We start from the raw sequence: 25,751 nt of genomic DNA, 5'->3' as shown, positions 1-25,751 counted from the left end.
CCCGAAGCCGTTGATCCTGTGGAAGCGCACATGCCCGCGATGCTGCTTGCGTGGCGACATCATCGCGGCCAGAGCCTTCGCTGCAGACAGCATGCACGTTGCCTGCGCACGCACGTGCCCTGCCGAATCCGTGCACGCCATCCGGGCACACCGCTTGACCTCAACCGCGATTGAGGTCGTTCAATGCCCGCTTCTTCCACCACCTGCGCCTGCCATGCATCTTCGTCACCTGTTGCTGCCCTGCCTCGACCCCGACCTCAGCCTGCGCTTCTATCGCGACGTGCTGCAGCTGCCGCAACACGGCAACAGCGTTCGCATCGGCTGGAGCACGCTGGAATGTGTGCAGGCGCAGCAGCCGGTGGGCAGTGTGCATCTGGCGTTCAACGTGGCGCCCTCGCGCTTCGACGCCGCTGCGCAGTGGATCGGCGCGCGCAGCAACCTGCTTGCCGATCCACACGGCCGCCGGGAGTTTCGACTGGATGGCGTTTGGCAATCGCACTCGGTGTATTTCGCCGGCCCCGATGGCGCGGTGCTGGAGTTGATCGCGCGCCAGGCCGTGCAGGACGTGGTCACCGGCGACGGCGCGTTCCACGGCGAAGAACTGCTGTGCCTGAGCGAGATCGGGCTGCCCAGCAACGATGTCGCGGTGGTGACCAGCAGCGTCGCCCATCACTTCGGCGTGCGGCCATTTGCACCGGCGGTCGAGGGCTTTGCCGCGCTGGGCGACGATGATGGCTTGTTGATCGTCGTCGATCAGGCACGCCGCTGGTTTCCGCAGCAACGGCAGCTACCGTGGGCCAGCGGTGTGCGGGTCAGCGTGGATGCACCGCAACCGGGGCTGCGCCTGCGCGATGCGCAGGGCTGGGAGTTGCTGGCGGCGTGATTGCCCACGCCGCGCACCTCATGCCGCGGCTGCAGGCGCGGGCAGACGGAAGAATGCCCGCGCGGCGGCCGTGCTGTTGGCCGCGGTCAGCGCCACGTCCTCGCCACGATCGCGCGCGAGTTCTTCGACGATATGCGACAGGAACCTTGGCTCGTTGCGGCGGTCCTTGGGCATCGGCTTGAGCGTGCGCGGCAGCAGGTAGGGCGCATCGGTCTCGATCATCAACCGGTTGGCCGGGATATTGCGCACCAGCTCGCGCAGATGCGCACCGCGGCGCTCGTCGCACAGCCAGCCGGTGATGCCGATGTAGTAATCGCGGTCCAGGTAGTCGAACAGTTCTTCGCGGGTGCCGGTGAAGCAATGCACCACGGCCGGGCCGAGCCGGCCATCGAAGCTGCGCATGATCGACAGGAAATCGTCGTGCGCCTCGCGCTGGTGCAGGAACAGCGGCTTGCCGTTGTCGGCGGCCAATTGCAGCTGGCGCTCGAAGGCCTTGTGCTGCGCCGGCCGCGGGGCGAAATCGCGAAAATAATCCAGCCCGCATTCGCCTACCGCCACCACCTGCGGATGCGCCTGCAGCGTGCGCATTTCGGCCTCGCATTCGGCGGTGAATTCCACTGCGTGGTGCGGGTGCACGCCGGCGGTGGCGTAGAGGAATCCGGGGTGCTGCTGGGCCAGCTGCAAGGCCAGCGGCGAATGTTCCCGGCTGGCGCCAGTGATCACCAGTTGCGCAACGCCTGCCTCGCGTGCGCGTTGCAGCACTGCGTCGCGGTCGCGGTCGAAGGAGTCGTGGGTGAGGTTGGCGCCGATATCGATCAACTGCATGCTGCGGTGTCGCCTGAAAGAGCAGATGTAATTGTACTGGGTGGACGTTGCCCTCATCCGCCCTGCGGGCACCTTCCCCGCAGGCGGGAGAAGGGAAACGCACGGCGTCAGCTGCGTGTTATCGGCGTACCTGCATGCGAATGGCCGTACCTGTATGCCCTCATCCGCCCTGCGGGCACCTTCTCCCGCGGGCGGGAGAAGGGAGACACACGGCGTCAGCTGCGTGTTATCGGCGTACCTGCATGCGAATGGCCGTACCTGTATGCCCTCATCCGCCCTGCGGGCACCTTCTCCCGCAGGCGGGAGAAGGGAGACACACGGCGTCAGCTGCGTGTTATCGGCGGTGCCTGCATGCGAGTGGCGGTACCTGTATGCCCTCCTCCGCCCTGCGGGCACCTTCTCCCGCGAGCGGGAGAAGGGAACCACACGGCGTCAGCTGCGTGTTATCGGCGTACCTGCATGCGAATGGCAGTACCTGCATGCCATCGGCCTGCACGAACGCACGGTCTTTCCCCTCTCCCGCCTGCGGGAGAGGGGCAGGGGTGAGGGCCGCTTGCGCAGCACACTCACCCCACCACCGGCACCACCATCGCATCGATCTTCGCCGCCAGTGCCTGGATCGCCAGTTGCGCCGAGCGCGAGAGTTGCCGCTGCGGGGCCACGCACAGCGCCAGCGTCATCGGCTTGGTCAGGTGGCGGCGGAACGGCACGAACGCCAGCCGGCCGTCGGCCACATCCGGTGCGGCATCCAGCCACGACATCAGGCCCACGCCGGCACCGGCGCGCACCAGCCCGCGCAAGGTGCGCACGTCGTTGCAGTGGGTCAGCCGCTTCACGTCGATGTGCTGGCGCTGGTACAGCACCTTGGCATGCTCGCCGACGATCAACGGCGCGGCCGGCAGCAGCAGGCGATGCTCCAGCGTTTCGCTCAGCTGCAGCTCGGTGCGGGTGCTGAGCGGGTGGCCGACCGGCATCGCGATGCCCAGCGGGATGTCGGCAAAGGCGCGCACTTCCAGGTCCACACTGCTCACCGGGTCCAGCAGCAGGCCGATGTCCACATCGGCCGAGGTCACCATTTCCATCACCCGCTGGTTGCGCGCGGTGGACAGGTTGAAGGTGATGCCGGGGTACTCCTGCACCAGCGCCGCCACCGCTGCCGGCACCACGCCCTCGCTGAGCGCGTCGATCATGGCGATCTCCACATGCCCGCGGCGCAGCCCCTTGAGCTCGTCGAAGCGCTCCAGGGTGCGGGCGTAGGCCTTCTCCCAGCCGCGCACGTCCACCAGCAGCAGCTCGCCGGCGGCGGTCAGCCGCAGCCGCCCGGGCAGGCGCTCGAACAGCTGAGCGCCCAGCTCTTCCTCGGCCTTGAGGATCTGCCGGTCGATCGCCGAGGCCGACACGTGCAGCACCTCCGAGGCCTTGCGGATGCTGCCGCAGCGGGCCACCTCGATGAAGTAACGGGTGAAGCGGGAAAAGGTCAGCATGCGGCGGGGCCCGGTTGGTGTTGCATTTTTTGCAATGGCTTGGCTGAAAATCGATGTTTGATAACACACCCCCGGCTTCCTAGAGTCAATCCGGCACCGCTCCCGCCCTCCGCCAGAGACTGGACCCATGGATGTCGCCGTCCCCGCCCTGCCGCTGCACTGCACCTTCGCCGCCGCCGATTGGCAACGCCTGGCCCAGCACTGGCACGCGGTGGCGCTGAGCAGCGAAGTGGGCGAGGCGCCATTCAAGGCCACCCTGCTGGACGAGCCGCTGGTGCTGTACCGGCTGGGCCAGGAGCTGGTGGCCGCGCGCGATGTCTGCCCGCACCGCGGCGTGCCGCTGAGCATGGGCACCGCCGATGGCGGCGGCGTGGTCTGCGCCTATCACGGGCTGCGCTTCGGCGCGGGCGGGCGCTGCAACCACATCCCGGCCAGTCCCAATCAGAACATCCCGGCCAAGATGCGCCTGCACACCTATGCGGTGGCCGAGCGCTATGGCTTGATCTGGGTCTGCCTGGCCAAACCGGCCGGCGTCAGCGAGGCCGAGGTGCAGATCCCGCCGATGCCGGGCTGGGACGAGGAGGGTTTCCAGCAGATCGTCTGCCCGGCGTTCGATATCGGCGGCAGTGCCGCGCGCCAGCTGGAAGGCTTCATCGACGTGGCGCATTTCGCCTTCGTGCACACCGCCACCTTTGCCCAGCCGGACAAGCGCGAGGTGCCGGCCTACACCACCACCGAAACGCCGACCGGCTTCAATGCCGACTATCTGAGCTCGGTGGCCAATTATTCGGTGGACATGCCGCTGCCGGACGTGGACCCCGACTTCCAGTGGCTACGCCATTTCGAGGTGCACCTGCCGTTCACCGCCACCCTCACCATCCACTTCCCGGTGCCGGGCAAGCGGCTGGTGATCATGAACGCGGCCAGCCCGGTGTCCAAGCACAAGACGCGCCTGCTGGTGCCGATTGCGCGCAACTTCGACACCCATCTGCCGGTGGAGGACGTGCACGCCTTCAACCTGCGCGTGTTCGAGGAAGACCGCGCCATGGTCGAGGCGCAGCGCCCCGAATACCTGCCGCTGGACCCGCTGCTGGAAGTGCATATCCCGGCCGACCGCAGTTCCATCGCCTATCGCCGTGGCCTGCGCAGCCAGGGCTATAGCGACTTTTTCCTGCGCTGAAAGCCGAGGAGCACGCCATGCAGTTGCACGAGGTGCGCGTTGCCGAAGTCGTCGACCAGGGCCATCGCCAACGCGCGATCCGGCTGGAGCCGGTCGGCGCGCAATTGCCGGCCTTCGAGGCCGGCGCGCATGTGGACCTGCATCTGCCCGACGGCATGATCCGCCAGTATTCGATCGCCAGCGCGCCGCATGTGCGCGACCACTATGTGCTGTGCGTGAAGCTGGCCGATGCTTCGCGCGGTGGCTCGCGGCATCTGTGCGAGCAGCTGAGCACCGGCGATCGCCTGCGCATCTCCACACCGCGCAACCTGTTTCCCCTGCATCCGGGAGAGCGCCACGTCCTGCTGGCCGCAGGCATCGGCATCACCCCGCTGCTGTCGATGGCCGAAGCGCTGGAAGCGCGTGGCGAGCCCTTCGTGCTGCATTACTACGCGCGCCGGCACGCCGATGTGGCGTTCGGGCAGCGGCTGCAGCAGGGCTTCACGCATGGCCAGGTGCAGGTGCATCTGAGCGACGGCGGCGAAAGCCCGCGCGTGCATGTGCCCGAGGAACTGGCACAGGCACGTGCGCGCGACCAGCTGTACCTGTGCGGGCCGGCCGCCTTCATGGACCACTTCACGCTGCTTGCCAGGGCGCACGGCTGGACGACGGAGCAACTGCACCGCGAACACTTCGCCGCCGCCGAGCCCGGCATCGCCCACGATGCCGACAGCGCCTTCGAAGTGGAGCTGGCCGCCAGCGGCCGCGTGGTGCAGGTGCCGGCCGAGTGCAGCATCGCCAGCGCCTTGCTGGATGCCGGCATCGAGGTACCGCTGTCCTGCGAGCAAGGCATGTGTGGCGCCTGCCTGACCGGCGTGATTGCCGGAACGCCCGACCACCGCGACAGTGTGCTCAGCGACAGCGAGCACGCGCAGAACCGGCAGATCACGCTGTGCTGTTCGCGTAGCCGCACGCCGCGGCTGGTGCTGGATCTTTGAAGGTGCCTGTCTGTCGTGACTGCCTAAGCACTGACATTGCCACCACGGCTGTGCACGCGTGACGACCGCACTGACCGATGCAGCCGGCGACCACGGCGCATGACAACCCGCGATGCCGATGGGCCCGACACGCTGCCCAGCGTCGCAAGGGCACTGTGTCCGTCCGGGACAGCGATGCACTGCGCACCGCGCAGGCTCCCGCACGTATCGTGTGCCCGACGCCGGAGAGCACTCCGTCCATGCAGCGCGATTGTTTGCAATGCCCCTGTGCGTTTCACGCCGGATGTGCGGACGCGCAGCATGCAATGCAGCGCGTCCGCAAGCCGCAGCGCTGGAAGTCAGGCTCCGCATCTGGCGGGCGACATGCGCAGCTGCTCACGCGTTGCGTCATGCAACGCGGAGGTGTCTTTCAGCCTCACCCGTGCAACGGGCGGCCGGCGTGATCTCCCGTGCCAACTTAAACCACCTCAACCGCTGGCCGTCCACCGCGCTGCAAGGCATGCTTTGCGTCTACCGGCGGCGTGATTGCGCCATTGTTTTTTCTTTCCGAGTTATCCAACGCATGTCCATCGTTCATCGCAGCCTGCTTTTGGCGTTATGCGTCCTGTTGCCCACCGCCGCGCAGGCACGCAACCAAGCCTCGCCTGCACAGCAACGCGAGCAGCAGGTGGCGCAGCTGTTGCGCACCGCCGCCGATCACCCTGCACAACTGCGTGCCTGGCTGCAGGCGATGCCCAAGGGCGGCGACCTGCACAATCATCTGTCCGGCTCGGTGTATGCCGAGGACTACCTGCAGTGGGCCAGCGACGATGGCGCCTGCGTGCAACTGGACGACCTAAGCCTGCGTGCGCCGCCGTGCGCCAAGGGTCAGGAGCCCGCACGCGACCTGGCCACGCGCAATGCCGCGCTGTATGGCCAGCTGGTGGATGCCCTGTCGATGCGCAAGTTCCTGCCCAGCCCGTCGCAGCCCACCGGACACGACCAGTTCTTCAGCACCTTCGGCAAGTTCGACGCGGTGGTGCGCATGCGCGTTGCCGACACCGTGGCCGCGGTGCTGGAACAGGCCGCGCGCGACCGCGTGCCGTATGTGGAAATCATCGCCAACCCGCCACAGATGGACCAGGCGGCAACACAGATGCAGTCCCTGCCCTGGCAGGGCGACGACGACGCGGCCAACCTGCGCGCCCTGCAGGATGCCTTGCCGCCCCTGGTGCAGGCCGCACAAGCCGCGCTTGCCGACACCGACGCGCAGGTGCGCCGTGTGCTGCACTGCGACCAGCCCACTGCGCGTCCCGGCTGCCAGGTGACGTACCGCTACGTGCCTTATGTGCTGCGCGTGTTGCCGCAGCCGATGGTGTTCGGGCAGATGGCGCTGGCGCACGCGCTGATCGCCGCCGGTGGCAGCCGCGCGGTGGCGTTGAACATCGTCGCGCCCGAAGACAACCCGGTGGCGCTGGCCGATTACACCCGCCACATGGCGATGTTCCGCTTCTTCGCCACACGCTATCCCGACGTGCCGCTGTCCCTGCATGCCGGCGAGCTGGCACTGGGCCTAGTGCCGCCGGCGCAACTGCGCTCGCACATCCGCCAGGCGGTGGATGTCGGTGCACGCCGCATCGGGCACGGCGTGGACCTGCCCTACGAAGACGACGTCGATGGACTGCTGCAGCGCATGCGCGACCAACAGGTTGCGGTAGAGATCAACCTCACCAGCAACGATGTGATCCTTGGCGTCAAAGGCTCCGCGCATCCGCTGGCGATGTATCTGCGCGCCGGTGTGCCGGTGGTGCTGTCCACCGACGATGCCGGCGTCTCCCGCGCGGACATGACCCATGAGTATCAACGCGCGATGCAGGAACAAGGCATCGATTACCCCACGCTCAAGCAGCTGGCCCGCAACGGCCTGACCTACAGCTTCCTGCCGGGCGCCAGCCTGTGGGATGCCGACGGTAACGCTGCGCAGGCCTGCGCCACCGCGTTGCAGCGCGACACCGATGATACTGCCTGTCGAGCATTCCGCCAGGGCAGCGAGAAGGCTCGGCTGCAATGGCAGCTGGAAACCGACCTGGCCCAGTACGAACGCACGCTGTTGCATGTAGGAGCGCGCCCGAGCGCGAACGGGCTTTCCCGGTAACGCCACATCGCGCGCAGGCACGCTCCTGCCAACGCGCCTTCCGATCCATCGCCGCTGCAATGCATCCCACCTTCCACGACAAAAACGCAATGACTCACCCGCACACCCCCTCCTCCAAACGCCGCGTCATTCTCGAAGACGACATCGATGGCTTCACGCCTGCGCAGCTGCTGCTGTTGCAGTCGCCCGAGGTCGAGGTGCTGGGCATCAGCGCGGTCAGCGGCAACATCTGGCGCGACGAGGTGCTGGCGCATACCTGCCGCCTGCTGGAACTGGCTGGCCATCCCGACATCCCCGTGCTGCCCGGCCCGGTGCATCCGCTGCTCAACAGCGAACTGGCCACCGAGCGCTGGGAAGCGCTCTACGGCAAGCTGGTCTGGAAAGGGGCATGGACCAGGCACTGGGTGGACGGCGACACCGTGCAGAGCGCGCCGCGCTATCACGCCCACGACGTGGTGCCCGAGCTCGCACTGGGCAATCCCAGCGTGGTGCGCGCGCGTGAGGAGCCAGCCGCGTTGTTCATGCTGCGCATGGTGCGCCAGTATCCGGGCGAGGTGAGCATCATTGCCACAGGCCCGTTGACCAATCTGGCGCTTGCGCAATCGCTGGATCCGGCCTTCGCCACGCTGGCGCGCGAGCTGGTCTACATGGGCGGCAGCCTCAACCCACGGCAGCAACGCAACAGCATCAGCGCGCAGCAGTTCGCACGCGAGTTCGTCAACTCGCCACGCCGCGAATTCAATATCCGCTGGGATCCGGAAGCGGCCAGCATCGTCATGCGCGCCCCCTGGCGCAAGATCACCATGGTGCCGGTGGATCCATCGACCGCGACCGAACTCACGCCCGACCTGCTGGCGCGCATGAGCGCGGCCGATACCAGCATCGGCCATGCCTTGCGCCGCCGCGAGCCGGGCTTTCCGATGTGGGACGAGTTGGCCACCGCGGTATGGCTGCGGCCCGAACTGGCGACACGGACCGAGACGCTCTACGTCGATACCAACACCGCCTTCGATGCCGGCTACGGCGACATCCTGTCGTGGGCACCGGGGTACCAGCCGGGGCTAGGCGAGCAGGCGCAGACCGTGGTGCACGCAGTGGATATCGAGGCGTTCGAACAATTGCTGGTAGACCACCTCACCGCGCCGCAACCACCAGCAGTCGGCTTGCCGCTCCCCCTTGTCCCCTCGGGAGATGCTGCCCGAGGCGCGGATGAGGCTGCGCCCCCGAGCCGTGGCGATTGACCGGCAATGCTGAAACGCCGCGCCTGTCATCCACCTTGGTCGTGGCAGCAACCGCAGCTCACTTGACGCATCTGTGCATCCTGCACCATCCGCCGCAGCCCACCAGCCGGTTCAGCAGCGGCGCATTCGCACCACCTGCAGGCCGCGACATCGACTCCCGACTCCCAAATCCCGACTCCCAGCCCTCGACCAGGTGACCCCATGCAACTTCCAGCGCAGTGGCAGGCCGGCATCGATCGCAATACCGACGTGCTGCGTGGCCACGCGCAGCTGCTCGCCAGCTTCAACGCCCCGCGCCCCGCCGCGCCGGACACCGCCACTGCGCGCGGGCTGATCGCCTCCATCGTCAGCGCCACCCGCAGCCAGCCCACGCTGGCCGCACGCCATGCCACCCAGACGCTGACGCGCATCAACCAGGCCAACGACAGCCTGCGCGCGATCACCCGCCTGCTGCCTGCACGCGCCGCCGCCGATGCCGCGCGCGTGCAGGCCGCGCTGGCCGGTGGCAGCGACGGCGGGGCGCTGGCCGGCGTGCCGTTCGTGGTCAAGGATCTGTTCGACGTCGCCGGCCAGGTCACTACCGCTGGTGCCGCCGTGCGTGCGCAGTGCGCGCCCGCCAGCCGCGATGCGGCCGTGGTGCAACGGCTGAGCGATGCCGGCGCGTTGCTGGTCGGCACCGCCAACATGGACGAGTTCGCCTACGGCTTTGCCACCGTCAACGCGCACTACGGCACCACCGCCAACCCGCACGATCACCGCCATCTGGCCGGCGGTTCGTCGGGCGGCTCGGCCGCCGCGGTGGCCGCCGGGCTGGTGCCATTCGCGCTGGGCTCGGACACCAACGGCTCCATCCGCGTGCCGGCCGCGCTGTGCGGTGTGTACGGCCTGCGTCCCACGCACGGCGCGCTGCCGCTGGAGGGCGTGTTCGGCTTCGTCGATGCGCTGGATGTGGTGGGCCCGTTCGCCACCTCCATCGCCGACCTGCGCCGCGTCTACGAAGTGATGCTGGGGCAGCCACTGGCGCACTGCACTGCCGGCAACTTGCGCATCGCCCGCCTCGGCGGCTGGTTCCAGCGCAACCTGGATCCCGCGCTGGATGCCGGCCTGGGCACATTGCTCGCCGCCTGCGATAGCACCGCCCTGATCGAACTCCCCGACGCAGAGCGCGCCCGCGCCGCCGCCTTCGTGCTCACCGCCGCCGAGGGCGGCCACCGCCATCGCGCCGGCCTGGGCACGCACGCCGAGCAGTTCGACCCGGCCACCCGCGACCGCCTGCTCGCCGGCCTGCAACTGCCCGCCAGCGCGGTGGCCGATGCACACCGCTTCGCGCAGTGGTTTGGCGCGGCCATGCAGCGCCTCTGGGACGAGGTGGATGTGTTGATTGCGCCGGCCACACCCTGCGTGGCACCGCGCATCGACCAGGACAGCATCCAGATCGACGGCCTGCCGGTATCCGCACGCGCCAACCTGGGCATCTTCACCCAGCCGCTCGGCCTGGCCGCGTGCCCGGCGCTGGCCGCGCCGTTGCCGCGCCCCGGTCGCCTGCCGCTGGGCGTGCAGCTGATTGCCGCACCCGGCCGCGAAGACCGCCTGTTCGCGCTCGCCGCGCACCTCGAACGCGACGGCCTGCTCGCCTTCAGCCCGCCAGCGGAGACACGCTGATGCTGCATACCTTGCGCGCACGCCGCGGTATGGTCGTGGCCCCGCATCACCTTGCCGCGCAGGCCGGGCGCGATGTGCTGCGCGACGGCGGCAACGCCATCGAAGCGGCCGTCGCCACCGCCGCCTGCCTGGCCGTGGTCTACCCGCACATGACCGGCATCGGTGGCGACGGCTTCTGGCTGATCCACGACCCCGACGGCCGCGTGCACGCCATCGACGCCTGCGGCCGTGCCGCGCAGGCCGCGACCCTGGACTTCTATCGCGGCCACGCCAGCATTCCGTGGCGCGGCCCGGGCGCGGCCAATACCGTCGCCGGCACCATCTCCGGCTGGGCGCTCGCCCTGCAGCAGGCGGGCGGCGGCCTCTCGCTGCAGCGCCTGTTGCAGGACGCCATCCACCACGCCGGCGATGGCGTGCCGGTCACGCTGGGCGGCGCGCACATCGCCGCCAGCAAGAGTGCCGAACTGCGCGTGCAACCCGGTGCCTACGCCAGCATCTTCGAACCGCACGGCGCGCCGCTGCACGAAGGCGCACTGCTGCAACAACCGCAACTCGCACACACCCTGCAGCGGCTGGCCGACCAGGGCCTGGACAGTTTCTATCGCGGCGCACTGGCCGAGGACATCGCCGCCGACCTGCAGGCGCTCGGCAGCCCGCTGCGCGCGCACGATCTCGCAAGTCATCGCGCCGAGCCCAGCGTACCGCTCTCGGTCGCCATCCACGGCGCACGCCTCTACAACCACGCGCCGCCCACGCAAGGCCTCGCTTCGCTGCTGATCCTTGCCTTGTTCGATCGCCTGCAGGCCGAACACGCCGACAGCTATGCGCACCTGCACGGCCTGATCGAAGCTACCAAACAGGCCTTCCTGATCCGCGACGCGCACCTCGGCGACCCCGCCTGGATGACGCTGGACGCACAGGCGCTGCTCGATGACAGCGCCGCGCTCGATGCGCTCGCCGCACGCATCGACATGCGCAGCGCACTGCCCTGGCCGCAGCCCTCGCAGGCCGGCGACACCGTCTGGTTCGGCGTCATCGATGCGCACGGCCGCGCGCTCAGCTGCATCCAGTCCACTTATTTCGAATTCGGCTCCGGCCTGGTGCTGCCGCGCACCGGCATCACCTGGCAGAACCGTGGCTGCAGCTTCCGCCTCGCCGCCGACGGCTGGAACGCGCTCGCCCCGGGCCGCAAACCCTTCCACACCCTCAACCCGGCCCTGGCCACCTTCGACGACGGCCGCGTCATGGCCTACGGCACCATGGGCGGCGAAGGCCAGCCACAAACCCAGGCCGCGATCTTCTCCCGCTACGCGCGCTTCGGCATGCCGCTGCAACAGGCCATCACCGCGCCACGCTGGCTGCTCGGCCGCACCTGGGGCGAAGACAGCACGTCACTGAAGCTGGAAGACCGCTTTGATCCGGCACTGGTGCAGGCACTGCGCGATGCCGGGCATGCGGTGGAGCTGTTGCCCGCCTACACCTCGGTGATGGGACACGCCGGCGCACTGGTGCGCGAAGTGAACGGCGTGCTCAGCGGGGCAAGCGATCCGCGCTCCGATGGTGCGGCGGCCGGGTGGTGATGGTCGGGGCTTGTCGGCGCTTCCTGCATCTGCCTCGGTGAGGGGTGGACGTTGTTGGTAGCCAGCTGCGCCATCGCGCCGGAGCGGCGGCTTGTACGCTGGCAGAGGCGAGCGCTAGCGATCAGGACTCCAGCCAGGGCGGAACATGGCATAGACTCCGGGCATGCTCTCCAAGGCGATGATGGCGGACCCAGCCGCGCCGATCGCTGCACAGGACGCGCTTGCTTTTTTGGGCATGCGGGGCGATGAAGAGGGATGTCGCCGCGCTTATTCGACACACGCATCAACCCTTCCACCAAGGAGAGCCACATGACAGAGCAAGACGACAATCAACCGAACCTGGAGGACGTCAAGCTGGCGTTCGACGGCCAGAGCGTGGATTGGTATCTGCAGAAGCTGGTCGCCACCGTCAACACCTCGAACGTGCAGTTCGGCATCACGCTGTTTGTCGAAGGCATCATTGTGTCGGGCCAGCTGGTCAGCGGGAAGCAGTACTTCGAGGCATTTGCGCAGGAATTCTCTGCCGCCTATCCCGGCGATGCCGAGGAAAAAGAGGATATCCGTCGTGCGTTTGCCAGCCACGCCAGCATCTACGACACCGAGGAAGATGCCGAGCAGAGCAGCACGCCGCCGCAGTTCCTCCACCTGATCGACTCGCGTTGCTTCTCGCCCGGCGGCCAGCCCCTGCCAAGCAACCGTGGCGTGCTCTGGCGCGGCAAGCTCAATGCCGTGTCCGGCTTCACGCTGGGATCGCTATCGGCGGATTGAGCCTGGCAAGCTCCACGTTGGTGTGAGGTGCCTGTCATCTCACATTGGGCTGTTGGAAATAACGCCAGGAGCACGCTCACGGCTGCACAGCAGCCAAGCGTGCTTGCGCTTGCTGACAACGGTGCGCTCGCCAACGCCTTCCGTTGGCTCTCAGCATCAGACCGGCGCTGCTCGAATGGCAGCAGCGCCGCGCAGCAATGCCGACGCAGACAGCTTGAGCGTGGGCCGCGGGCTGTGGCCGATGGCAAACGTCACTGCCGCGCAAGGCACGCGCGCTCGTGGCTTCGTGATGCGCTTCAGAAAATCCGCTGCCGCCCTCGCGTCGTTGCGTGGCACGAACTGGCCTCCACGCACTGCGCGCTGCATCGCGCAACCGCCGGCACTCACGGCTGCAAACGATCGCCCCGCCCTGCAACCAGTGACGCTGCCAGCAGCAACACGCTGGCACCGACGAAGGTGGCGCCGATCGACACATGATCCAGCAGAACGCCGCCTGCGGCACCACCCAGCAGGATCGAGAGCTGGATTGCGGCCACCATCAGGCCGCCACCGCTTTCCGGTGCGTCCTTGACGCAACGGCTCAGCCAGGTGGACCAGGCCACCGGCATCGCCGAATTGAGCGTGCCCCAGGCAATCATCGCCACGGCCACGGCCCACACCAGATGGCCGGCCAGCAGCATGCTGATGGTCGCCACACCCAATGCAACCGGCAGCACGCTGAGCAGGGTGAACAAGCGCTTGGGCACCAGCGCGGTGGCGGCATAGGTCCCGACGAATCCGGCCAGGCCGAGGCCGAGCAGCAGCAACGACAGCTGCGACACATCGACCTGCGCGACGGTTTCCAGAAACGGGCGGAAGTAGGTGAACGCAGAAAACGCGCCGGCAAACCCGAGCATTACCGCCAGCATGGCGCGCGCCACATACCCACGCTTCAACAAGGTGACGATGCCACCCAGCGAGGTGGCGCCTCGCGCGGGCATCGATGGCAGGCTGCGCGATTGCCAGAGAATGGTCAGCGCCACCAGCGGCAACATGCCCCAGAATACCCCGCGCCAGCCGATGGTCGCGCCCAGGTAGCTGCCCAGGGGCGCGGCGAATGCGGCAGCGACCGCGTTACCGATGAATATGATGCCCAAGGCCTTGGGCACCGCATGCTCGGGCATGATGCGCATCACCGTGGCAGTGGACAACGCCCAGAACCCGCCGATGGTGATGCCGAGCAGCGCGCGTGCCACCATCAACATGCCAAAGCTGTGCGCGTTGGCGATCAACAGCAGCGACACCAACATCACCCCGGTCAGGGCGAGCAACACATGGCGCCGGTTGAAGCGCGACGACAACGGTGCGATCAGCAGGCTGGCGGCCACCGCGAACAGGCCGGAGATCGAAATCGCCTGGCCGGCCATGCCGGCACTGGCATGCAGATCGGCAGCGATTGGCGTCAGCAGGCTGACCGGCATGAACTCGGAAGCGATCAGCAGCGCAACGCAGAGCGACATCGAGCCGACCGCGCTCCAGGTCTGGCGTGTTGCGACAGGTGCGGCGCGCGAAGATGGATCGGTAGCGAGCGAACTGGCTTGCATATTTGGCCCTTGTGCGAAGTGGGATGCGAGACGAACGCCACGCCGCAAACGCGCTGACGCGGCGCTCGATGGCGAACGTGGTGTCCGGAAGGAATGCGCTGCAGGCAGCGATGCACTGCATCGACCTGCCACCGCAGCGACGCACGACGGGCGCAATGCAGCAACGGATGCTGCGGCTCGGGCGTGCGTATGTCTGGAGGTGCCGCAGCTTACGCAGGCAGTAGGCGGCGATAAAGCTGGTGGATTGGCACAGGCCTATGAAGCCGGCTCATCAACCGCGCATCCCTAGGTGATCGTGCAGCGTGATGCGCCACCTTCGTTCGACACCGACTTCGGTTTGCGCGAGTGCAGCGCAGGCATGCGCCCATGCTGCGATCGCACCGGAACGATCGGCCGCTGCCGGCAACGCGGCAGATCCATCAACCTTTATAGCGCAAGGCGTCGACCACCAGGTTGAAGGCGGAGGAGGAATGTCGGCGGCTGGGGTAGAACGCGTGCAAGCCCGGCCAGGTCGGCGACCAGTCCTTCATCACCCAGCGCAGCCGCCCGGCTTTGATGTGCGGGCGTGCCAGATCCTCCTGCACGAACGCGATACCGAAGCCGTCCACCGCCGCGTCCAGTGCTTCGTAAGTGCCGTTGAAGGTCAGCTGGCCGTCCACGCGCACGATGACTTCGCGGCCGTCCTTTTCCAGCTCCCAGGCATAGATGCCGCCGGCGGTTTTCATGCGCAGGTTGATGCAGCTGTGCGCGGTGAGGTCCTGCGGCGTCCTGGGAACGGGGCGGCGCGCGAGATAGGACGGCGCGGCGACGATGGCCATGCGCATGTCCGGCGCGATGCGCGCGGCGATCATGTCCTTCTCGACCTGATCGCCCAGCCGCACACCCAGGTCGTAACGGTCGGCGACGATGTCGGTCAAGCCGTTGTCGACCACGATTTCGACCTTGATTTCGGGGTAGTCGCGCAGCAGCCCGGACAGCTTGGGCCACAGGATCGCGCGCGCGGCGTAGTCGGTGGCGGTGATGCGCACGGTGCCTGCAGGGGTGTCGCGCATGTCGCCGAGCGCAACCAGCGCCTCCTCGATTTCCGCAAAGCGCGGCGCCACCGTCTGGATCAGCCGCTCGCCGGCTTCGGTCGGCGCCACGCTGCGGGTGGTGCGGGTCAGCAGGCGCACACCCAGCGTCGCTTCCAGCCCGCGGATGGTGTGACTCAGCGCCGACTGCGAAACCCCCAGCTTGGCGGCAGCACGGGTGAAGCTGCCCTCGCGAACGATGGCGATCAGCGCCAACAGGTCCTTGAAGTTGTCGCGCGCCATTGGTGAATCTCTTTCATGGAATACGGGAAACTGTAGCAGTTGGTGCCATGGGGACCGTGTGGACTGCGCTTCTCCCGCTGGGGACGCTGATGCAGCGCCTGCACGCGACGAGCGTGCTTGCAGTGGTGCGACCGCGCCGCCAGCGCGCACCGGGGCGCTGCGCGGAGGTTCGGGTGAGGGCAAGTGGCCAAGCAGGCGAGGTGTCACTTCTGATGCCGCGTGGCGGCGCGTTTGTCATTGCAAGGGCTGAGAGCCCTGTGTGGCGCCCCCTCATCCGCCCTGCGGGCACCTTCTCCCGACGGGAGAAGGTGCACAACGCTGTGCAAGCTGCCTGTCGCATTTTTTGCAACGCGCACCCCTAAAAAAACCGCTTTGGGGTGACAGGGCCGGTTCGTATAGTCCAATCGACAGGCGCTGCCTGCCACGCGCGCCTGTCGCCACGATGTCACCGGGCAATCGCCGGGCAATGGACCGCCCAGCGTGCTCCCCCCTTTCCACGCCGCCTGCGGAGGCCTCATGCACCAGTTCGTGTCGCATCGCGGTCCTGGCAGCGCCGGCAGAACACCACATTCGCACGGCACCCCATGCTGAGCGCGCAACGCACCTCATCCGCCCCCTGCTCGGGCGCACGCGCGGTTGCCCGCTGCGATGCTCTGGGACTGGCGCCCTACAGCGACACACCCGCCGGGCTGTTCCGCGCCTGGCTCAGCCCGGCGCATCGCGCCGCCGTCGCACAGGTGGGCCAGTGGATGCACCAGGCCGGCATGCAGGTGCGGCTGGATGCAGCGGCCAATCTGGTCGGGCGCTACGAAGGCGCACGCGCCGACGCACCGGCGCTGCTGATCGGCAGCCATCTGGACAGCGTGCGCGATGCCGGGCGTTACGACGGCCCGCTCGGCATCCTGCTCGGCATCGAATGCGTCGCCGCGCTGCATGCGCAGGGGCGGCGCCTGCCGTTCGGGATCGAGGTGATCGCCTTCGGCGACGAAGAAGGGTCGCGCTTTCCTGCCTCGATGTTCTGCAGCCGTGCAGTCGCCGGCACGCTCGACCCCGCCACGTTGGCGGTCACCGATGCGGCCGGCATCGACGTGGCCAAAGCGCTGGCGGACTGGGACCTGGATATCGCCCAGATCCAGCAGGCCGCACGCGCGCCCGGCAGCGTGCTGGCCTATCTGGAAACCCATATCGAACAAGGCCCGGTGCTGGAAGCGGCAGGCCTGCCGGTCGGCATCGTCACCGCGATCGCGGCGCAGCGGCGCTTTGCGCTGCGCTTCGACGGCCGCGCCGGCCACGCCGGCACCACCACCATGGCCCTGCGTCGCGATGCATTGAGCGCCGCTGCCGAGGCCCTGCTGGCGATCGAAGGGATTGCACGCACCGGCAGCGACGATCTGGTCGCCACGGTCGGCAAGCTCAACGTCGCACCCGGCGCCACCAATGTGGTGCCGGGCCGGGTGGACTGCACGCTGGACGTGCGCGCCGGCGACGACGCAACGCGCGATGCGGCGGTGCAGGAGATCGAACAGGCGCTTGCACGGATCAGCGCCAGCCGCGGCATCGCCATCGCCCTGGATCCACTGCAGACCTTGGCCGCCAGCCCCTGCGCACCGGCGCTGATGACCCGTCTGCAACACGCAGTCGCCGCACAAGGCATCGCGCCACGCCAGCTGGTGTCCGGCGCCGGCCACGATGCGATGGTGATGGCCGCGCTCTGCCCCACCGCGATGCTGTTCGTGCGCTGCGCCGGCGGCATCAGCCATCATCCGGACGAACACGTGGCCCCGGCCGATGCCGAGCTCGCACTGGCGGTCATGCGCCACTTCATCGAACACCTGGGAGATCCCCTTGTCACCTGATCTGCGTCACCTGCCTACCTTCGGCGAACTCGATCCCCCGCAACGGCTGTTGATGGGCCCGGGCCCGGTCAATGCGCATCCGCGTGTGCTGCGCGCGATGGCGGCCGACCTGCTCGGCCAGTTCGACCCGGAAATGACCACCTACATGAACGAGGTGATGGCGCTGTACCGGCCGCTGTTCGGCACCGAGAATCGCTGGACGTTTCTGGTCGATGGCACCGCGCGCGCCGGTATCGAAGCGGCGCTGGTGTCGCTGGTCAGCCCGGGCGACCGCGTGCTGGTGATCAACTTCGGCCGCTTCGGCCTGCTGCTCACCGAAATCCTCGGCCGGCTCGGTGCCGACGTGCACACCGTGGATGCGCCCTGGGGCGAAGTGGTGCCGCTTGCTGCAATCGCCGAGGCGATCGAGCGCGTGGCCCCCAAGCTGGTCGCTACCGTGCACGGCGACACCTCCACCACCATGGCCCAGCCGCTGGATGGCGTGGGCGCGCTGTGCCGCGCGGCCGGCGCGCTGAGTTACGTGGATGCCACTGCCACCATCGGCGGCATGGAGATCGCCAGCGATCGCTGGGACGTGGACGTGGTCACCGGCGGCCTGCAGAAATGCCTGGGCGGGCCGTCCGGCTCGGCACCGATCACCGTCTCCAACGCGGCGGCCGAGGCGATCTTCGCGCGCCGCCATGTCGAACGCGGCATCGTGCGCGCCGACATCGTCGACGGCAGCGGGCCGCGCATCGCCTCCAATTATTTCGATCTGGCGATGATCATGGATTACTGGTCCGACAAGCGCCTCAATCACCACACCGAAGCCACCACCATGTTGTACGGCGCCCGCGAATGCGCGCGCGTGGCGCTGCAGGAAGGCCTGGACGCCCGCTTCGCCCGCCACGCCGCCGCCGGGCGTGCGGTGAGCGCGGGCATCCGCGCGTTGGGGCTGGAGGTGTTCGGCGACGATGCGCATCGCATGAGCAATGTCACTGGCGTGGTGATTCCACCCGGCATCGACAGCGATGCGGTACGCCGACGCATGCGCGAGGATTTCGAGATCGAGATCGGCACCGCGTTCGGTCCGCTGCAGGGCAGGATCTGGCGCATCGGCGCAATGGGCTACAACGCGATGAAGCACAAGGTGCTGATCACCCTGGCCGCGCTGGAAGCGGTGCTGCGCGCCGAAGGCTACGCCTGCACACCGGGGCTGGCGGTGGATGCCGCCCTGGCGGCCTGGCACGCGGAGCCGCATGCATGAACACCGCGCGCGACCTGGTCGGCTATGGCGCCACCCCACCTGCGGTGCAGTGGCCCGGGGGCGCACGCATCGCGGTGCAGTTCGTCATCAACTACGAAGAGGGCGCGGAAAACTGCGTGCTCAACGGCGATGCCGGCTCGGAAGCCTTCCTGTCGGAAATGGTCGGCGCCCAGTCGCAGCCCGGCGCGCGCGCCATGGCGATGGAAAGCCTGTACGAATACGGCAGCCGCGCCGGCTTCTGGCGGCTGCATCGGCTGTTCACCACGCGCAACGTGCCGGTGACCGTGTTCGGCGTGGCGCAGGCCTTGGCCTCCAATCCCGAGGCGGTGGCCGCGATGCAGGCGGCCGACTGGGAAATCGCCAGCCACGGCCTGCGCTGGATCGATTACCAGCAGGTGGACGAGGCCACCGAGCGCGCGCATATCGCGCAGGCCATCGCCGTGCACACCCGTGTCACCGGCAGCCGCCCGCTGGGCTGGTACCAGGGCCGCACCAGCCCCAACACCGCGCGCCTGGTCGCCGAAGAAGGCGGCTTTGTCTACGACGCCGACAGCTATGCCGACGATGTGCCGTATTACGACACGCGCCACGGCCGCGCGCAGTTGATCGTGCCGTACACACTGGACGCCAACGACATGAAGTTCGTCGCCTACAACGGCTTTGCCGATGGCGAGCCATTCTTTCGTTACCTGCGCGATGGCTTCGAGCAACTGCGCAGCGAGGGCGGCCGCATGCTGTCGGTCGGCCTGCACGGGCGCATCGTCGGCAAGCCGGCGCGTGCCGCGGCCCTGGCACGGTTTGTCGATCACGTGCTGGCCAGCGGCGATGCCTGGATTGCGCGCCGCATCGATATCGCGCGGCATTGGCTGCAGGTCCATCCGGCATGAGCATCGACACCACCGACATCGACCTGCCCGAGGTGATCGCGCAAGTGACCGCGGCCTTCCACGCGTACGAACAGGCCCTGATGGACGACGACATCGCCGCAATGGACGCGCTGTTCCACCCCGCACCCAGCACGGTGCGCTACGGCGTGGGCGAAGTGCTGTACGGCATCGAGGCGATCCGCGCCTTTCGCATCGGCCGCGGCGGCTCGCCGCAACGACAGCTCGTGCAGGTGCAGGTGCACGGCTTCGGTCACGACTTCGCCACCACACATGCGGAATTCGTTCGTGCCGGCAGCAGCGCGCGCGGCCGCCAGAGCCAGAGCTGGGTGCGGTTTTCCGACGGCTGGAAGGTGGTGGCCGCGCATGTCTCGCTGCAGGGGACGCATGCATGAGCGTGATCGACGACAACACGCTGGACGATGCCGCCTTCGTGGCACGCTACCGCGAGCTGTTCGAGCATTCGCCGTGGGTGGTCGAACGCGCCGCACGGCGGCGCCCGTTCGCCGATGTGTACCGCGGGCTGATGCAGGTGGTGTTCGACGCGTCGCAGGAGGACCAGGTTGCGTTGATCCGCGCCCATCCGGAGCTGGCCGGCAAGGCGGCGATCGACCGCACGCTCACCGCCGCATCGGCGGCCGAGCAGGCCGCGGCCGGATTGGACAGGCTCAGCGACGCCGAGTTCAAGCGCTTCCACGCGCTCAATCAGGCCTATCGCCACCGGTTCGGATTTCCGTTCGTGATCTGCGTGCGGCTGCACGACAAGGCCGGCATCCTGGCCGCACTGGAACGCCGGCTGGATGCATCGCGCAGCGAAGAACTGTCCACCGCCCTCGCCGAGATCGGCAAGATCGTTCACCTGCGCCTGGAGGCACTGCCATGAGCCTGGCCCAACTCGAACGCGAGCTCCACCACGATCTGCAACGCCTGGCCCACGGCGGCGATGCATGGACGCAGCCGCGCGTGCATCCGGCCGGGCACGTGTATGACGTGGTCATCGTCGGCGCCGGCCAGAGCGGCCTGGGCGCGGCGTTCGCACTGCAACGCGAGCGCGTGCACAACGTGCTGGTCATCGATGAAAACGCCGCGGGACAGGAAGGTCCGTGGGTGACCTATGCGCGCATGCAGACCCTGCGCACGCCCAAGCAGATCACCTCGATCGACCTGGGCGTGCCCTCGCTGACCTTCCGCGCCTGGTGGGAAGCCCAGCACGGCAGCGCCGGCTGGGACGCGCTGGACAAGATTCCGCGCGGCAGCTGGATGGACTATCTGCGCTGGTACCGCGCGGTGCTGCGCTTGCCGGTGCGCAATGCCACCCAGCTGGCGCGCGTGGAGCCGGACGTGGCGCCGGGCATCCACCGCCTGCATCTGGCCATGGGCGCGCCGCTGCTCACGCGCAAGCTGATCCTGGCCACCGGCATCCAGGGCGGCGGCCAATGGATGGTGCCGGACTGGATCAGCCGCGCCCTGCCCGCGCAGCGCTACGCGCACACCTCCGGCCACATCGACTTCGCCGCGCTGGCCGGCAAGCGCGTGGGCATCCTGGGCGGCGGCGCCTCGGCATTCGACAATGCCTGTTTCGCGCTGGAGCAAGGCGTCGCCAGTGCCGAAGTCTTCGTGCGCCGCAGCGCATTGCCGCGCATCAATCCGTTCCGCCACATGGAACAGGCCGGCATCATTCCGCGCTTTCTCACGCTGCCGGATGCGGACAAGTACCGGATGATGGCCAGCTTCTTCGCACACAACCAGCCGCCGACCAACGACACCTTCCAACGCGCCTGCGCGCATGCCGGCTTTGCGCTGCACCTGGGCGCGCCGTGGCTGGAGGTGGCCGAGCGCGATGGCGAAGTGGTGGTCCGCACACCGCAGGGCGAGCATCGCTTCGATTTCCTCGCCGTTGCCACCGGCCTGGTCACCGACCCGCAGCTGCGCCCGGAACTGGCCGCGCTGTCCGGGCGCATCGCCTGCTGGGCCGACCGCTACCAGCCGCCGCCGGGCCAGGCCAATCCGGTATTGGATGCACATCCCTACCTGGGGCCGGGCTTCGAACTGCTGCCGCGCACGCCCGAGGATGCCGCGCTGCTGCATGGGGTGTTCGCCTTCAACTATTCGGCGCTGATCAACCACGGCCCGTCGGCGGCAGCGCTGTCCGGGCTCAAGGTCGCATTGCCACGGCTGGCCCGCGCGGTGGCCGATCAGCTGTTCCTGGACGACCGCCAGGCCATCGTCGACAGCTACCTGGCCTACGACCAGCCCGAATTCGTCGGCCAATGGCCGCAACCGACCCAGGCGGTGGCATGAGCACGCTGTCCACCCATGTGCTGGATACCGCCACCGGCCGCCCCGCCGCCGGCATCGCCTTGCGTCTGTTCGCCGACGCCGGCCTGCACTTTGCCGGGGTCACCAACCAGGACGGGCGTTGCCCCGAACTGGCCGCGCTCACGCTGCAACCCGGCCGCTACCGGCTGGAGTTCGAGGTGGCCGGCTATTGGCGTGCCACCGGCACCGCACTGCCGGACCCGCCATTCCTGGAGCAGATCCCGATCGCGTTCGGCATCGCCAACGACGGCCATTACCACGTACCGCTGCTGCTTTCGCCGTACGGGTATTCCACCTACCGCGGCAGCTGAGCGGTCGCCGCTTCGGCAACGGACCGGCGGGGGCATACGCCGCGTTGCGCATCGGCCCCGTAGAATGGCGCCTTTCCGGCGACAGGCCGGGGCCCCGGAATTGTCATGATCCACAACGATGTACTGCGCAGCATCCGCTACATGCTCGACCTCAGCGACGACAAGGTAGTGGAGATCACCCACCTGGCCGACCCGGAGTTCGCGCTCGACAAGCCGCAGGTACAGGCCTGGCTGAAGAAGGAGGACGAGCCCGGCTTCGAGCCCTGCACCGACGCGATGCTGGCGCGCTTCCTCGACGGCCTGGTGCTGCGTTTCCGCGGCCGCGACGAAAGCCAGCCGGTACGTCCGCTGGAAACCCGTGTCGGCAACAACCTGGTGCTGAAGAAACTGCGCGTGGCCTTCGAGCTGAAAGACGTGGACATGCACGCCATCTTCGCCAGCGCCGGCTTCCCGCTGTCCAAGCCGGAACTATCCGCGCTGTTCCGCCAGCCCGGCCACAAGAATTTCCGCCCCTGCGGCGACCAGCTGCTGCGCGCCTTCCTCAAGGGCCTGACCGCCCGGATGCGCGAAGCGGGTTGACGACCTGATACCGAGGTCGGCCTGGTGTGGCCTGATCGTCTGACGACGCCGCGACTTGAACTCGCAGGTTTTTAGCGCAGTTTTCGTGTATCTCGAAGTGGCTGGATGGTGTCGATGGATCGATCGTGGAGCGGTCGATCTGTTGCTTGGCTGCAGGGCCCTTGCCCGCCCACCATCGCAGGACACGCCGTGAATCCGTCCATGGAGGCTCTTACGCGGCATCCATGCCGCGTAAGGTCCCGCGACGGTGGGCGGGCAAGGACCAGTCGAGATGGTCGGTGTGCTTGGTGCAAGCAATGCACGACGTGCGTTGTTCGGATTGTGGGAGCCCAGTGAGCCCCTCAATCGAAGCCGAGCAACAGGCAAGCGGTGAACAAGGCGATCTCAAACTCCTCGGCGTTCCAAAGCAAAAACGGGTTTTGACCCGGCCACCGACCAACGCTCTGGTGCGGTGTCCTCGTCGATTGCGGGACCGTGTGGCGGCATCGATGCCGCCACCGAGCCTCACGGATGGATTCACGGCGTGTCCCGCGAGCGGTGAGGGCACCGCACGCTCGACCGACCAGGCGTTTGACCTAGCTGTTGACTGCAGCTAGGCGTGTGCCTGGCATCTTTGCGCGTGGTCCTGTGTCACGCCGCAGCCGCCAGGCGCGGCCGGCGTGCATCCAGACGGAACACCGCTACCGCTTCGCTCAGTTCCACCGCCTGCTCTTGCATTGCACGTGCCGCGGCGGAGGCCTCTTCCACCAGTGCGGCATTGCGCTGGGTGGTTTCGTCCATGTCGTTGACCGTGCGGGCGACCTGCTCGATGCCGGACGACTGCTCGCGCGATGCCGCGGAAATTTCCGCGATCAAGGTGGTGACCTGCTGCACCGACTGCACGATCTGCTGCATCGTCTGCCCGGCCTGATCCACGCGCGCGCTGCCACGCTCCACGCTGTCCACCGAGGCATCGATCAGGTGCTTGATCTCCTTGGCCGCGCCGGCCGAACGCTGCGCCAGCGCGCGCACTTCCGAGGCGACCACGGCGAAACCACGGCCCTGTTCGCCCGCCCGTGCGGCTTCCACCGCCGCGTTCAAGGCCAGGATGTTGGTCTGGAACGCGATGCCGTCGATAACGCTGATGATCTCGGCGATCTTCTTCGACGAGACCTCGATCTCGCCCATGGTGTCGACCACGCTGGCCACCATCTCGCCGCCGCGGCCGGCGATCTCCGCGGCCGCCTGCGCGCCGCGGCTGGCCTGCTGCGCGGTGTCGGCGTTCTGGCGCACGGTGGAGGTGAGTTCTTCCATCGAGGCGGCGGTTTCTTCCAGGTTGGCGGCCTGCTGTTCGGTGCGCTGCGCCAGGTCGTTGTTGCCGGCAGCAATCTCCGCCGAGGCGGTGCGGATGGTCTGCGCGGCCAGGGTGATGTCGCCGACGATATCGGTCAGGCGCTGCACGGTGGCGTTGGCATCGTCGCGCATGCGCGCGAACACGCCTTGCTGGTTGCCGTGCATGCGCGCGGTCAGGTCGCCGTCGGCAATCGCCTTGAGCAGCTGCGACAGCTCGGCCAGGTTCTGGTCCACGTTCTGCATCAGGCCGTTGACGCCGCTGACCATGGCGCGGAATTCGAACTGGTAGGCCTCTGCATTTCCGCGCGTGGCGAAGTCGCCGGCCGCAGCGGCGTCGACCAGGCCACGGATTTCGCCGTTGATCGCCGCCAGGTTGTGCTTGGTGGTGTCCATCGCCTCGGTGATCTGCGCCTTCTCGCCCGGCAGGCGCGGCATGTCCACCGACATGTCGCCCACGGCGTAATGCTGCATCACCTGCAGCATTACGCCGATCAGACCGACCTGTGCGCCGATCAGGCCATTGGTGTCGTCGACCATGCGGCCGTACGCGCCCGGGAAGGCCTGCGCGTCCATGCGGTAACTCATCTGCCCGGCTTCGTGGCGCTGCGCCATGTCGGCCTGCGCGGTGGAGACATCGCTGAGCGTGTTGACCACCTGGCCCATGGCCTGGCCGAGCAGACCGATTTCATCGCGATTGCTGACCGCCGCACGCGCCGACAGATCGCCGGCTGCCACCTGGCGCGCCGCGCGTGCGACGTGTTCGATCGGACGCACGATCGAGCGACGGATCCACCAGCCCAGCACCGCCACTAGGCACAACGCCGCCACGATGGTGGCCACCGCCGACAGCACCAGCTTGTGCTGCGCCGATTGCGAACCGGCCAGCACCGCGGCATCGGCCAGGGTCTTGCTGCGCGTCACCAGCGCTTCCAGCGTCTGGCTGGGCGCGCGGTCCTGCCCCTTGACCAGCTGGTCGCCGACCTGGGTGTCGTAACCGGCTTCGGCAAACTTGCCCAGCGCTGCTTCGTAGTGGCGCTGCAGGCCCAGATGCGCCTTGGCAAAGTCCTGCGCCAGCGTCCGCACCTGCGGGTCCCGGGTGGCCTTGGCCAGCGCCTCGGTGCCTGCCTGCACCTTCCTGCCCTGCTCGCGGAAGGCGCCCAGGTGCTTGTCCAGCTGCGCCGGGTCGCGCCCGCGGATCAGGACGTTCTTCCACTCCTGCACCTGCAGGCGGAAGTCGCGGGTGATCTCCTCGCTGCTGGAGGCCTGCGCCACCTCCGGCGGTACCTTGCCCGACAGGCTCAGCCACGCCGTGCCCAAACCACCGAGGGCACACAGCAGGATGACCGACAGACCCAGCGCGAGCGCGCCGAGCAGCTTGCTTTGCAGGCTGACGAATTTCGGTGTGGCAACAGACATGGGGCGTCCAGAGTGGGAATTGCACCGGTTATCGACAGGTGTACTACCGATCTGAAGCAGTGCCCCGGCGCCAGAATCTGCCTTGAATGCCCAAAGAGGTGAGCACTTCCGGATTCCCCGACAGGCTTCACCCGTCCGCCCGACCATCGCGCCATCTGTGGCGGCCCCGTATCCTTCC

Annotated in this window: 21 protein-coding genes; 16 read left to right on the top strand and 5 right to left on the bottom strand. The window is 68.0% G+C overall.

The features are described 5' to 3' along the window. The first annotated feature begins 214 nt into the window (after nt 1-214). Nucleotides 215-883 carry a hypothetical protein gene (locus H7A87_RS01615; RefSeq protein WP_104649560.1) on the top strand — a complete coding sequence of 223 codons (669 nt, stop codon included), beginning with the start codon at nt 215-217 and terminating at the stop codon, nt 881-883. A gap of 18 nt (nt 884-901) precedes the next feature. On the opposite strand, the gene H7A87_RS01610 is transcribed toward H7A87_RS01615, so the two are convergent. Further along, nucleotides 902-1,708 (bottom strand): TatD family hydrolase, encoded by an 807-nt coding sequence (locus H7A87_RS01610; RefSeq protein WP_115675691.1) that lies wholly within the window; start codon nt 1,706-1,708, stop codon nt 902-904. Between the two features lie 566 nt (nt 1,709-2,274). After that, a complete protein-coding gene (locus H7A87_RS01605) occupies nt 2,275-3,192 on the bottom strand; it encodes a LysR family transcriptional regulator (RefSeq protein ID WP_104583904.1) in 918 nt (305 codons plus the stop codon). Between the two features lie 127 nt (nt 3,193-3,319). Between H7A87_RS01605 and H7A87_RS01600 the strand changes: the two genes are divergently transcribed. From H7A87_RS01600 to gvpU, 7 genes are all read left to right on the top strand, one after another. After that, on the top strand, nt 3,320-4,372 hold the full coding sequence (locus tag H7A87_RS01600) for an aromatic ring-hydroxylating dioxygenase subunit alpha (protein ID WP_119129333.1): 1,053 nt from the start codon (nt 3,320-3,322) through the stop codon (nt 4,370-4,372). 17 nt (nt 4,373-4,389) lie between these two features. Next, complete coding sequence (locus H7A87_RS01595) at nt 4,390-5,349, top strand: PDR/VanB family oxidoreductase (protein ID WP_119129332.1); 960 nt, start codon at nt 4,390-4,392, stop codon at nt 5,347-5,349. Between the two features lie 562 nt (nt 5,350-5,911). Continuing rightward, a complete protein-coding gene (locus tag H7A87_RS01590; protein WP_180496856.1) occupies nt 5,912-7,483 on the top strand; it encodes an adenosine deaminase in 1,572 nt (523 codons plus the stop codon). Between the two features lie 89 nt (nt 7,484-7,572). Beyond that, a complete protein-coding gene (locus H7A87_RS01585; protein ID WP_119129460.1) occupies nt 7,573-8,724 on the top strand; it encodes a nucleoside hydrolase in 1,152 nt (383 codons plus the stop codon). Nucleotides 8,725-8,925: 201 nt separating this feature from the next. After that, nucleotides 8,926-10,386 (top strand): AtzE family amidohydrolase, encoded by a 1,461-nt coding sequence (locus tag H7A87_RS01580; protein WP_119129331.1) that lies wholly within the window; start codon nt 8,926-8,928, stop codon nt 10,384-10,386. Further along, a complete protein-coding gene (locus H7A87_RS01575; protein WP_119129330.1) occupies nt 10,386-11,966 on the top strand; it encodes a gamma-glutamyltransferase family protein in 1,581 nt (526 codons plus the stop codon). The genes H7A87_RS01580 and H7A87_RS01575 overlap by 1 nt, the downstream gene beginning before the upstream one ends. A gap of 309 nt (nt 11,967-12,275) precedes the next feature. Next, on the top strand, nt 12,276-12,734 hold the full coding sequence (gene gvpU / locus H7A87_RS01570) for a gas vesicle accessory protein GvpU (protein WP_104583975.1): 459 nt from the start codon (nt 12,276-12,278) through the stop codon (nt 12,732-12,734). Between the two features lie 383 nt (nt 12,735-13,117). Here the strand turns inward: gvpU and H7A87_RS01565 are convergent, their stop codons facing one another. Both H7A87_RS01565 and H7A87_RS01560 read right to left on the bottom strand, forming a co-directional pair. Next, on the bottom strand, nt 13,118-14,317 hold the full coding sequence (locus tag H7A87_RS01565) for an MFS transporter (protein WP_119129329.1): 1,200 nt from the start codon (nt 14,315-14,317) through the stop codon (nt 13,118-13,120). Nucleotides 14,318-14,736: 419 nt separating this feature from the next. Then, nucleotides 14,737-15,630: a LysR family transcriptional regulator gene (locus H7A87_RS01560; RefSeq protein ID WP_119129328.1), complete on the bottom strand. Its 894-nt coding sequence runs from the start codon at nt 15,628-15,630 to the stop codon at nt 14,737-14,739. A gap of 584 nt (nt 15,631-16,214) precedes the next feature. On the opposite strand from H7A87_RS01560, the gene H7A87_RS01555 reads away from it, so the two are divergent. The 8 genes from H7A87_RS01555 to H7A87_RS01520 all read left to right on the top strand — a co-directional run bounded on the left by H7A87_RS01555 (nt 16,215) and on the right by H7A87_RS01520 (nt 22,825). Beyond that, on the top strand, nt 16,215-17,486 hold the full coding sequence (locus H7A87_RS01555) for an allantoate amidohydrolase (protein WP_119129327.1): 1,272 nt from the start codon (nt 16,215-16,217) through the stop codon (nt 17,484-17,486). Then, entirely contained in the window at nt 17,476-18,732 is a 1,257-nt protein-coding gene (locus H7A87_RS01550; protein ID WP_115675681.1) for an alanine--glyoxylate aminotransferase family protein, read from the top strand. The genes H7A87_RS01555 and H7A87_RS01550 overlap by 11 nt, the downstream gene beginning before the upstream one ends. Then, the gene (puuE, locus tag H7A87_RS01545) at nt 18,729-19,619 is read left to right on the top strand and encodes an allantoinase PuuE (RefSeq protein ID WP_119129326.1); all 891 of its coding nucleotides are present in this window, start codon (nt 18,729-18,731) and stop codon (nt 19,617-19,619) included. The genes H7A87_RS01550 and puuE overlap by 4 nt, the downstream gene beginning before the upstream one ends. Next, complete coding sequence (hpxZ, locus tag H7A87_RS01540) at nt 19,616-20,011, top strand: oxalurate catabolism protein HpxZ (RefSeq protein ID WP_104583916.1); 396 nt, start codon at nt 19,616-19,618, stop codon at nt 20,009-20,011. The genes puuE and hpxZ overlap by 4 nt, the downstream gene beginning before the upstream one ends. Beyond that, nucleotides 20,008-20,499, top strand: coding sequence for a 2-oxo-4-hydroxy-4-carboxy-5-ureidoimidazoline decarboxylase (gene uraD, locus H7A87_RS01535; protein WP_119129325.1), 492 nt, complete (start codon nt 20,008-20,010; stop codon nt 20,497-20,499). The genes hpxZ and uraD overlap by 4 nt, the downstream gene beginning before the upstream one ends. Then, nucleotides 20,496-21,917, top strand: a complete 1,422-nt coding sequence (hpyO, locus tag H7A87_RS01530; protein WP_119129324.1) for an FAD-dependent urate hydroxylase HpyO — start codon at nt 20,496-20,498, stop codon at nt 21,915-21,917. The genes uraD and hpyO overlap by 4 nt, the downstream gene beginning before the upstream one ends. Continuing rightward, entirely contained in the window at nt 21,887-22,246 is a 360-nt protein-coding gene (uraH, locus tag H7A87_RS01525) for a hydroxyisourate hydrolase (RefSeq protein ID WP_119129323.1), read from the top strand. Before hpyO ends, uraH begins: the two co-directional genes overlap by 31 nt. A gap of 105 nt (nt 22,247-22,351) precedes the next feature. Further along, nucleotides 22,352-22,825, top strand: a complete 474-nt coding sequence (locus H7A87_RS01520) for a DUF1456 family protein (RefSeq protein ID WP_016901421.1) — start codon at nt 22,352-22,354, stop codon at nt 22,823-22,825. Nucleotides 22,826-23,455: 630 nt separating this feature from the next. On the opposite strand, the gene H7A87_RS01515 is transcribed toward H7A87_RS01520, so the two are convergent. Continuing rightward, nucleotides 23,456-25,573 (bottom strand): methyl-accepting chemotaxis protein, encoded by a 2,118-nt coding sequence (locus H7A87_RS01515; protein WP_180496855.1) that lies wholly within the window; start codon nt 25,571-25,573, stop codon nt 23,456-23,458. Nucleotides 25,574-25,751: the final 178 nt, after the last annotated feature.

Source organism: Xanthomonas sp. CPBF 426, assembly GCF_903989465.1.
GTDB lineage: Bacteria > Pseudomonadota > Gammaproteobacteria > Xanthomonadales > Xanthomonadaceae > Xanthomonas > Xanthomonas euroxanthea.
Note: the sequence above shows the minus strand (reverse complement) of the source record. Positions and strands in the feature narration are given on the sequence as shown.

Coding starts and splice junctions, on each gene's coding strand:
- H7A87_RS01615 (WP_104649560.1), top strand. CDS start 215: ATGCATCTTCGTCACCTGTTGCTGCCCTGCCTCGACCCCGACCTCAGC.
- H7A87_RS01610 (WP_115675691.1), bottom strand. CDS start 1,708: ATGCAGTTGATCGATATCGGCGCCAACCTCACCCACGACTCCTTCGAC.
- H7A87_RS01605 (WP_104583904.1), bottom strand. CDS start 3,192: ATGCTGACCTTTTCCCGCTTCACCCGTTACTTCATCGAGGTGGCCCGC.
- H7A87_RS01600 (WP_119129333.1), top strand. CDS start 3,320: ATGGATGTCGCCGTCCCCGCCCTGCCGCTGCACTGCACCTTCGCCGCC.
- H7A87_RS01595 (WP_119129332.1), top strand. CDS start 4,390: ATGCAGTTGCACGAGGTGCGCGTTGCCGAAGTCGTCGACCAGGGCCAT.
- H7A87_RS01590 (WP_180496856.1), top strand. CDS start 5,912: ATGTCCATCGTTCATCGCAGCCTGCTTTTGGCGTTATGCGTCCTGTTG.
- H7A87_RS01585 (WP_119129460.1), top strand. CDS start 7,573: ATGACTCACCCGCACACCCCCTCCTCCAAACGCCGCGTCATTCTCGAA.
- H7A87_RS01580 (WP_119129331.1), top strand. CDS start 8,926: ATGCAACTTCCAGCGCAGTGGCAGGCCGGCATCGATCGCAATACCGAC.
- H7A87_RS01575 (WP_119129330.1), top strand. CDS start 10,386: ATGCTGCATACCTTGCGCGCACGCCGCGGTATGGTCGTGGCCCCGCAT.
- gvpU (WP_104583975.1), top strand. CDS start 12,276: ATGACAGAGCAAGACGACAATCAACCGAACCTGGAGGACGTCAAGCTG.
- H7A87_RS01565 (WP_119129329.1), bottom strand. CDS start 14,317: ATGCAAGCCAGTTCGCTCGCTACCGATCCATCTTCGCGCGCCGCACCT.
- H7A87_RS01560 (WP_119129328.1), bottom strand. CDS start 15,630: ATGGCGCGCGACAACTTCAAGGACCTGTTGGCGCTGATCGCCATCGTT.
- H7A87_RS01555 (WP_119129327.1), top strand. CDS start 16,215: ATGCTGAGCGCGCAACGCACCTCATCCGCCCCCTGCTCGGGCGCACGC.
- puuE (WP_119129326.1), top strand. CDS start 18,729: ATGAACACCGCGCGCGACCTGGTCGGCTATGGCGCCACCCCACCTGCG.
- hpxZ (WP_104583916.1), top strand. CDS start 19,616: ATGAGCATCGACACCACCGACATCGACCTGCCCGAGGTGATCGCGCAA.
- uraD (WP_119129325.1), top strand. CDS start 20,008: ATGAGCGTGATCGACGACAACACGCTGGACGATGCCGCCTTCGTGGCA.
- hpyO (WP_119129324.1), top strand. CDS start 20,496: ATGAGCCTGGCCCAACTCGAACGCGAGCTCCACCACGATCTGCAACGC.
- uraH (WP_119129323.1), top strand. CDS start 21,887: ATGGCCGCAACCGACCCAGGCGGTGGCATGAGCACGCTGTCCACCCAT.
- H7A87_RS01520 (WP_016901421.1), top strand. CDS start 22,352: ATGATCCACAACGATGTACTGCGCAGCATCCGCTACATGCTCGACCTC.
- H7A87_RS01515 (WP_180496855.1), bottom strand. CDS start 25,573: ATGTCTGTTGCCACACCGAAATTCGTCAGCCTGCAAAGCAAGCTGCTC.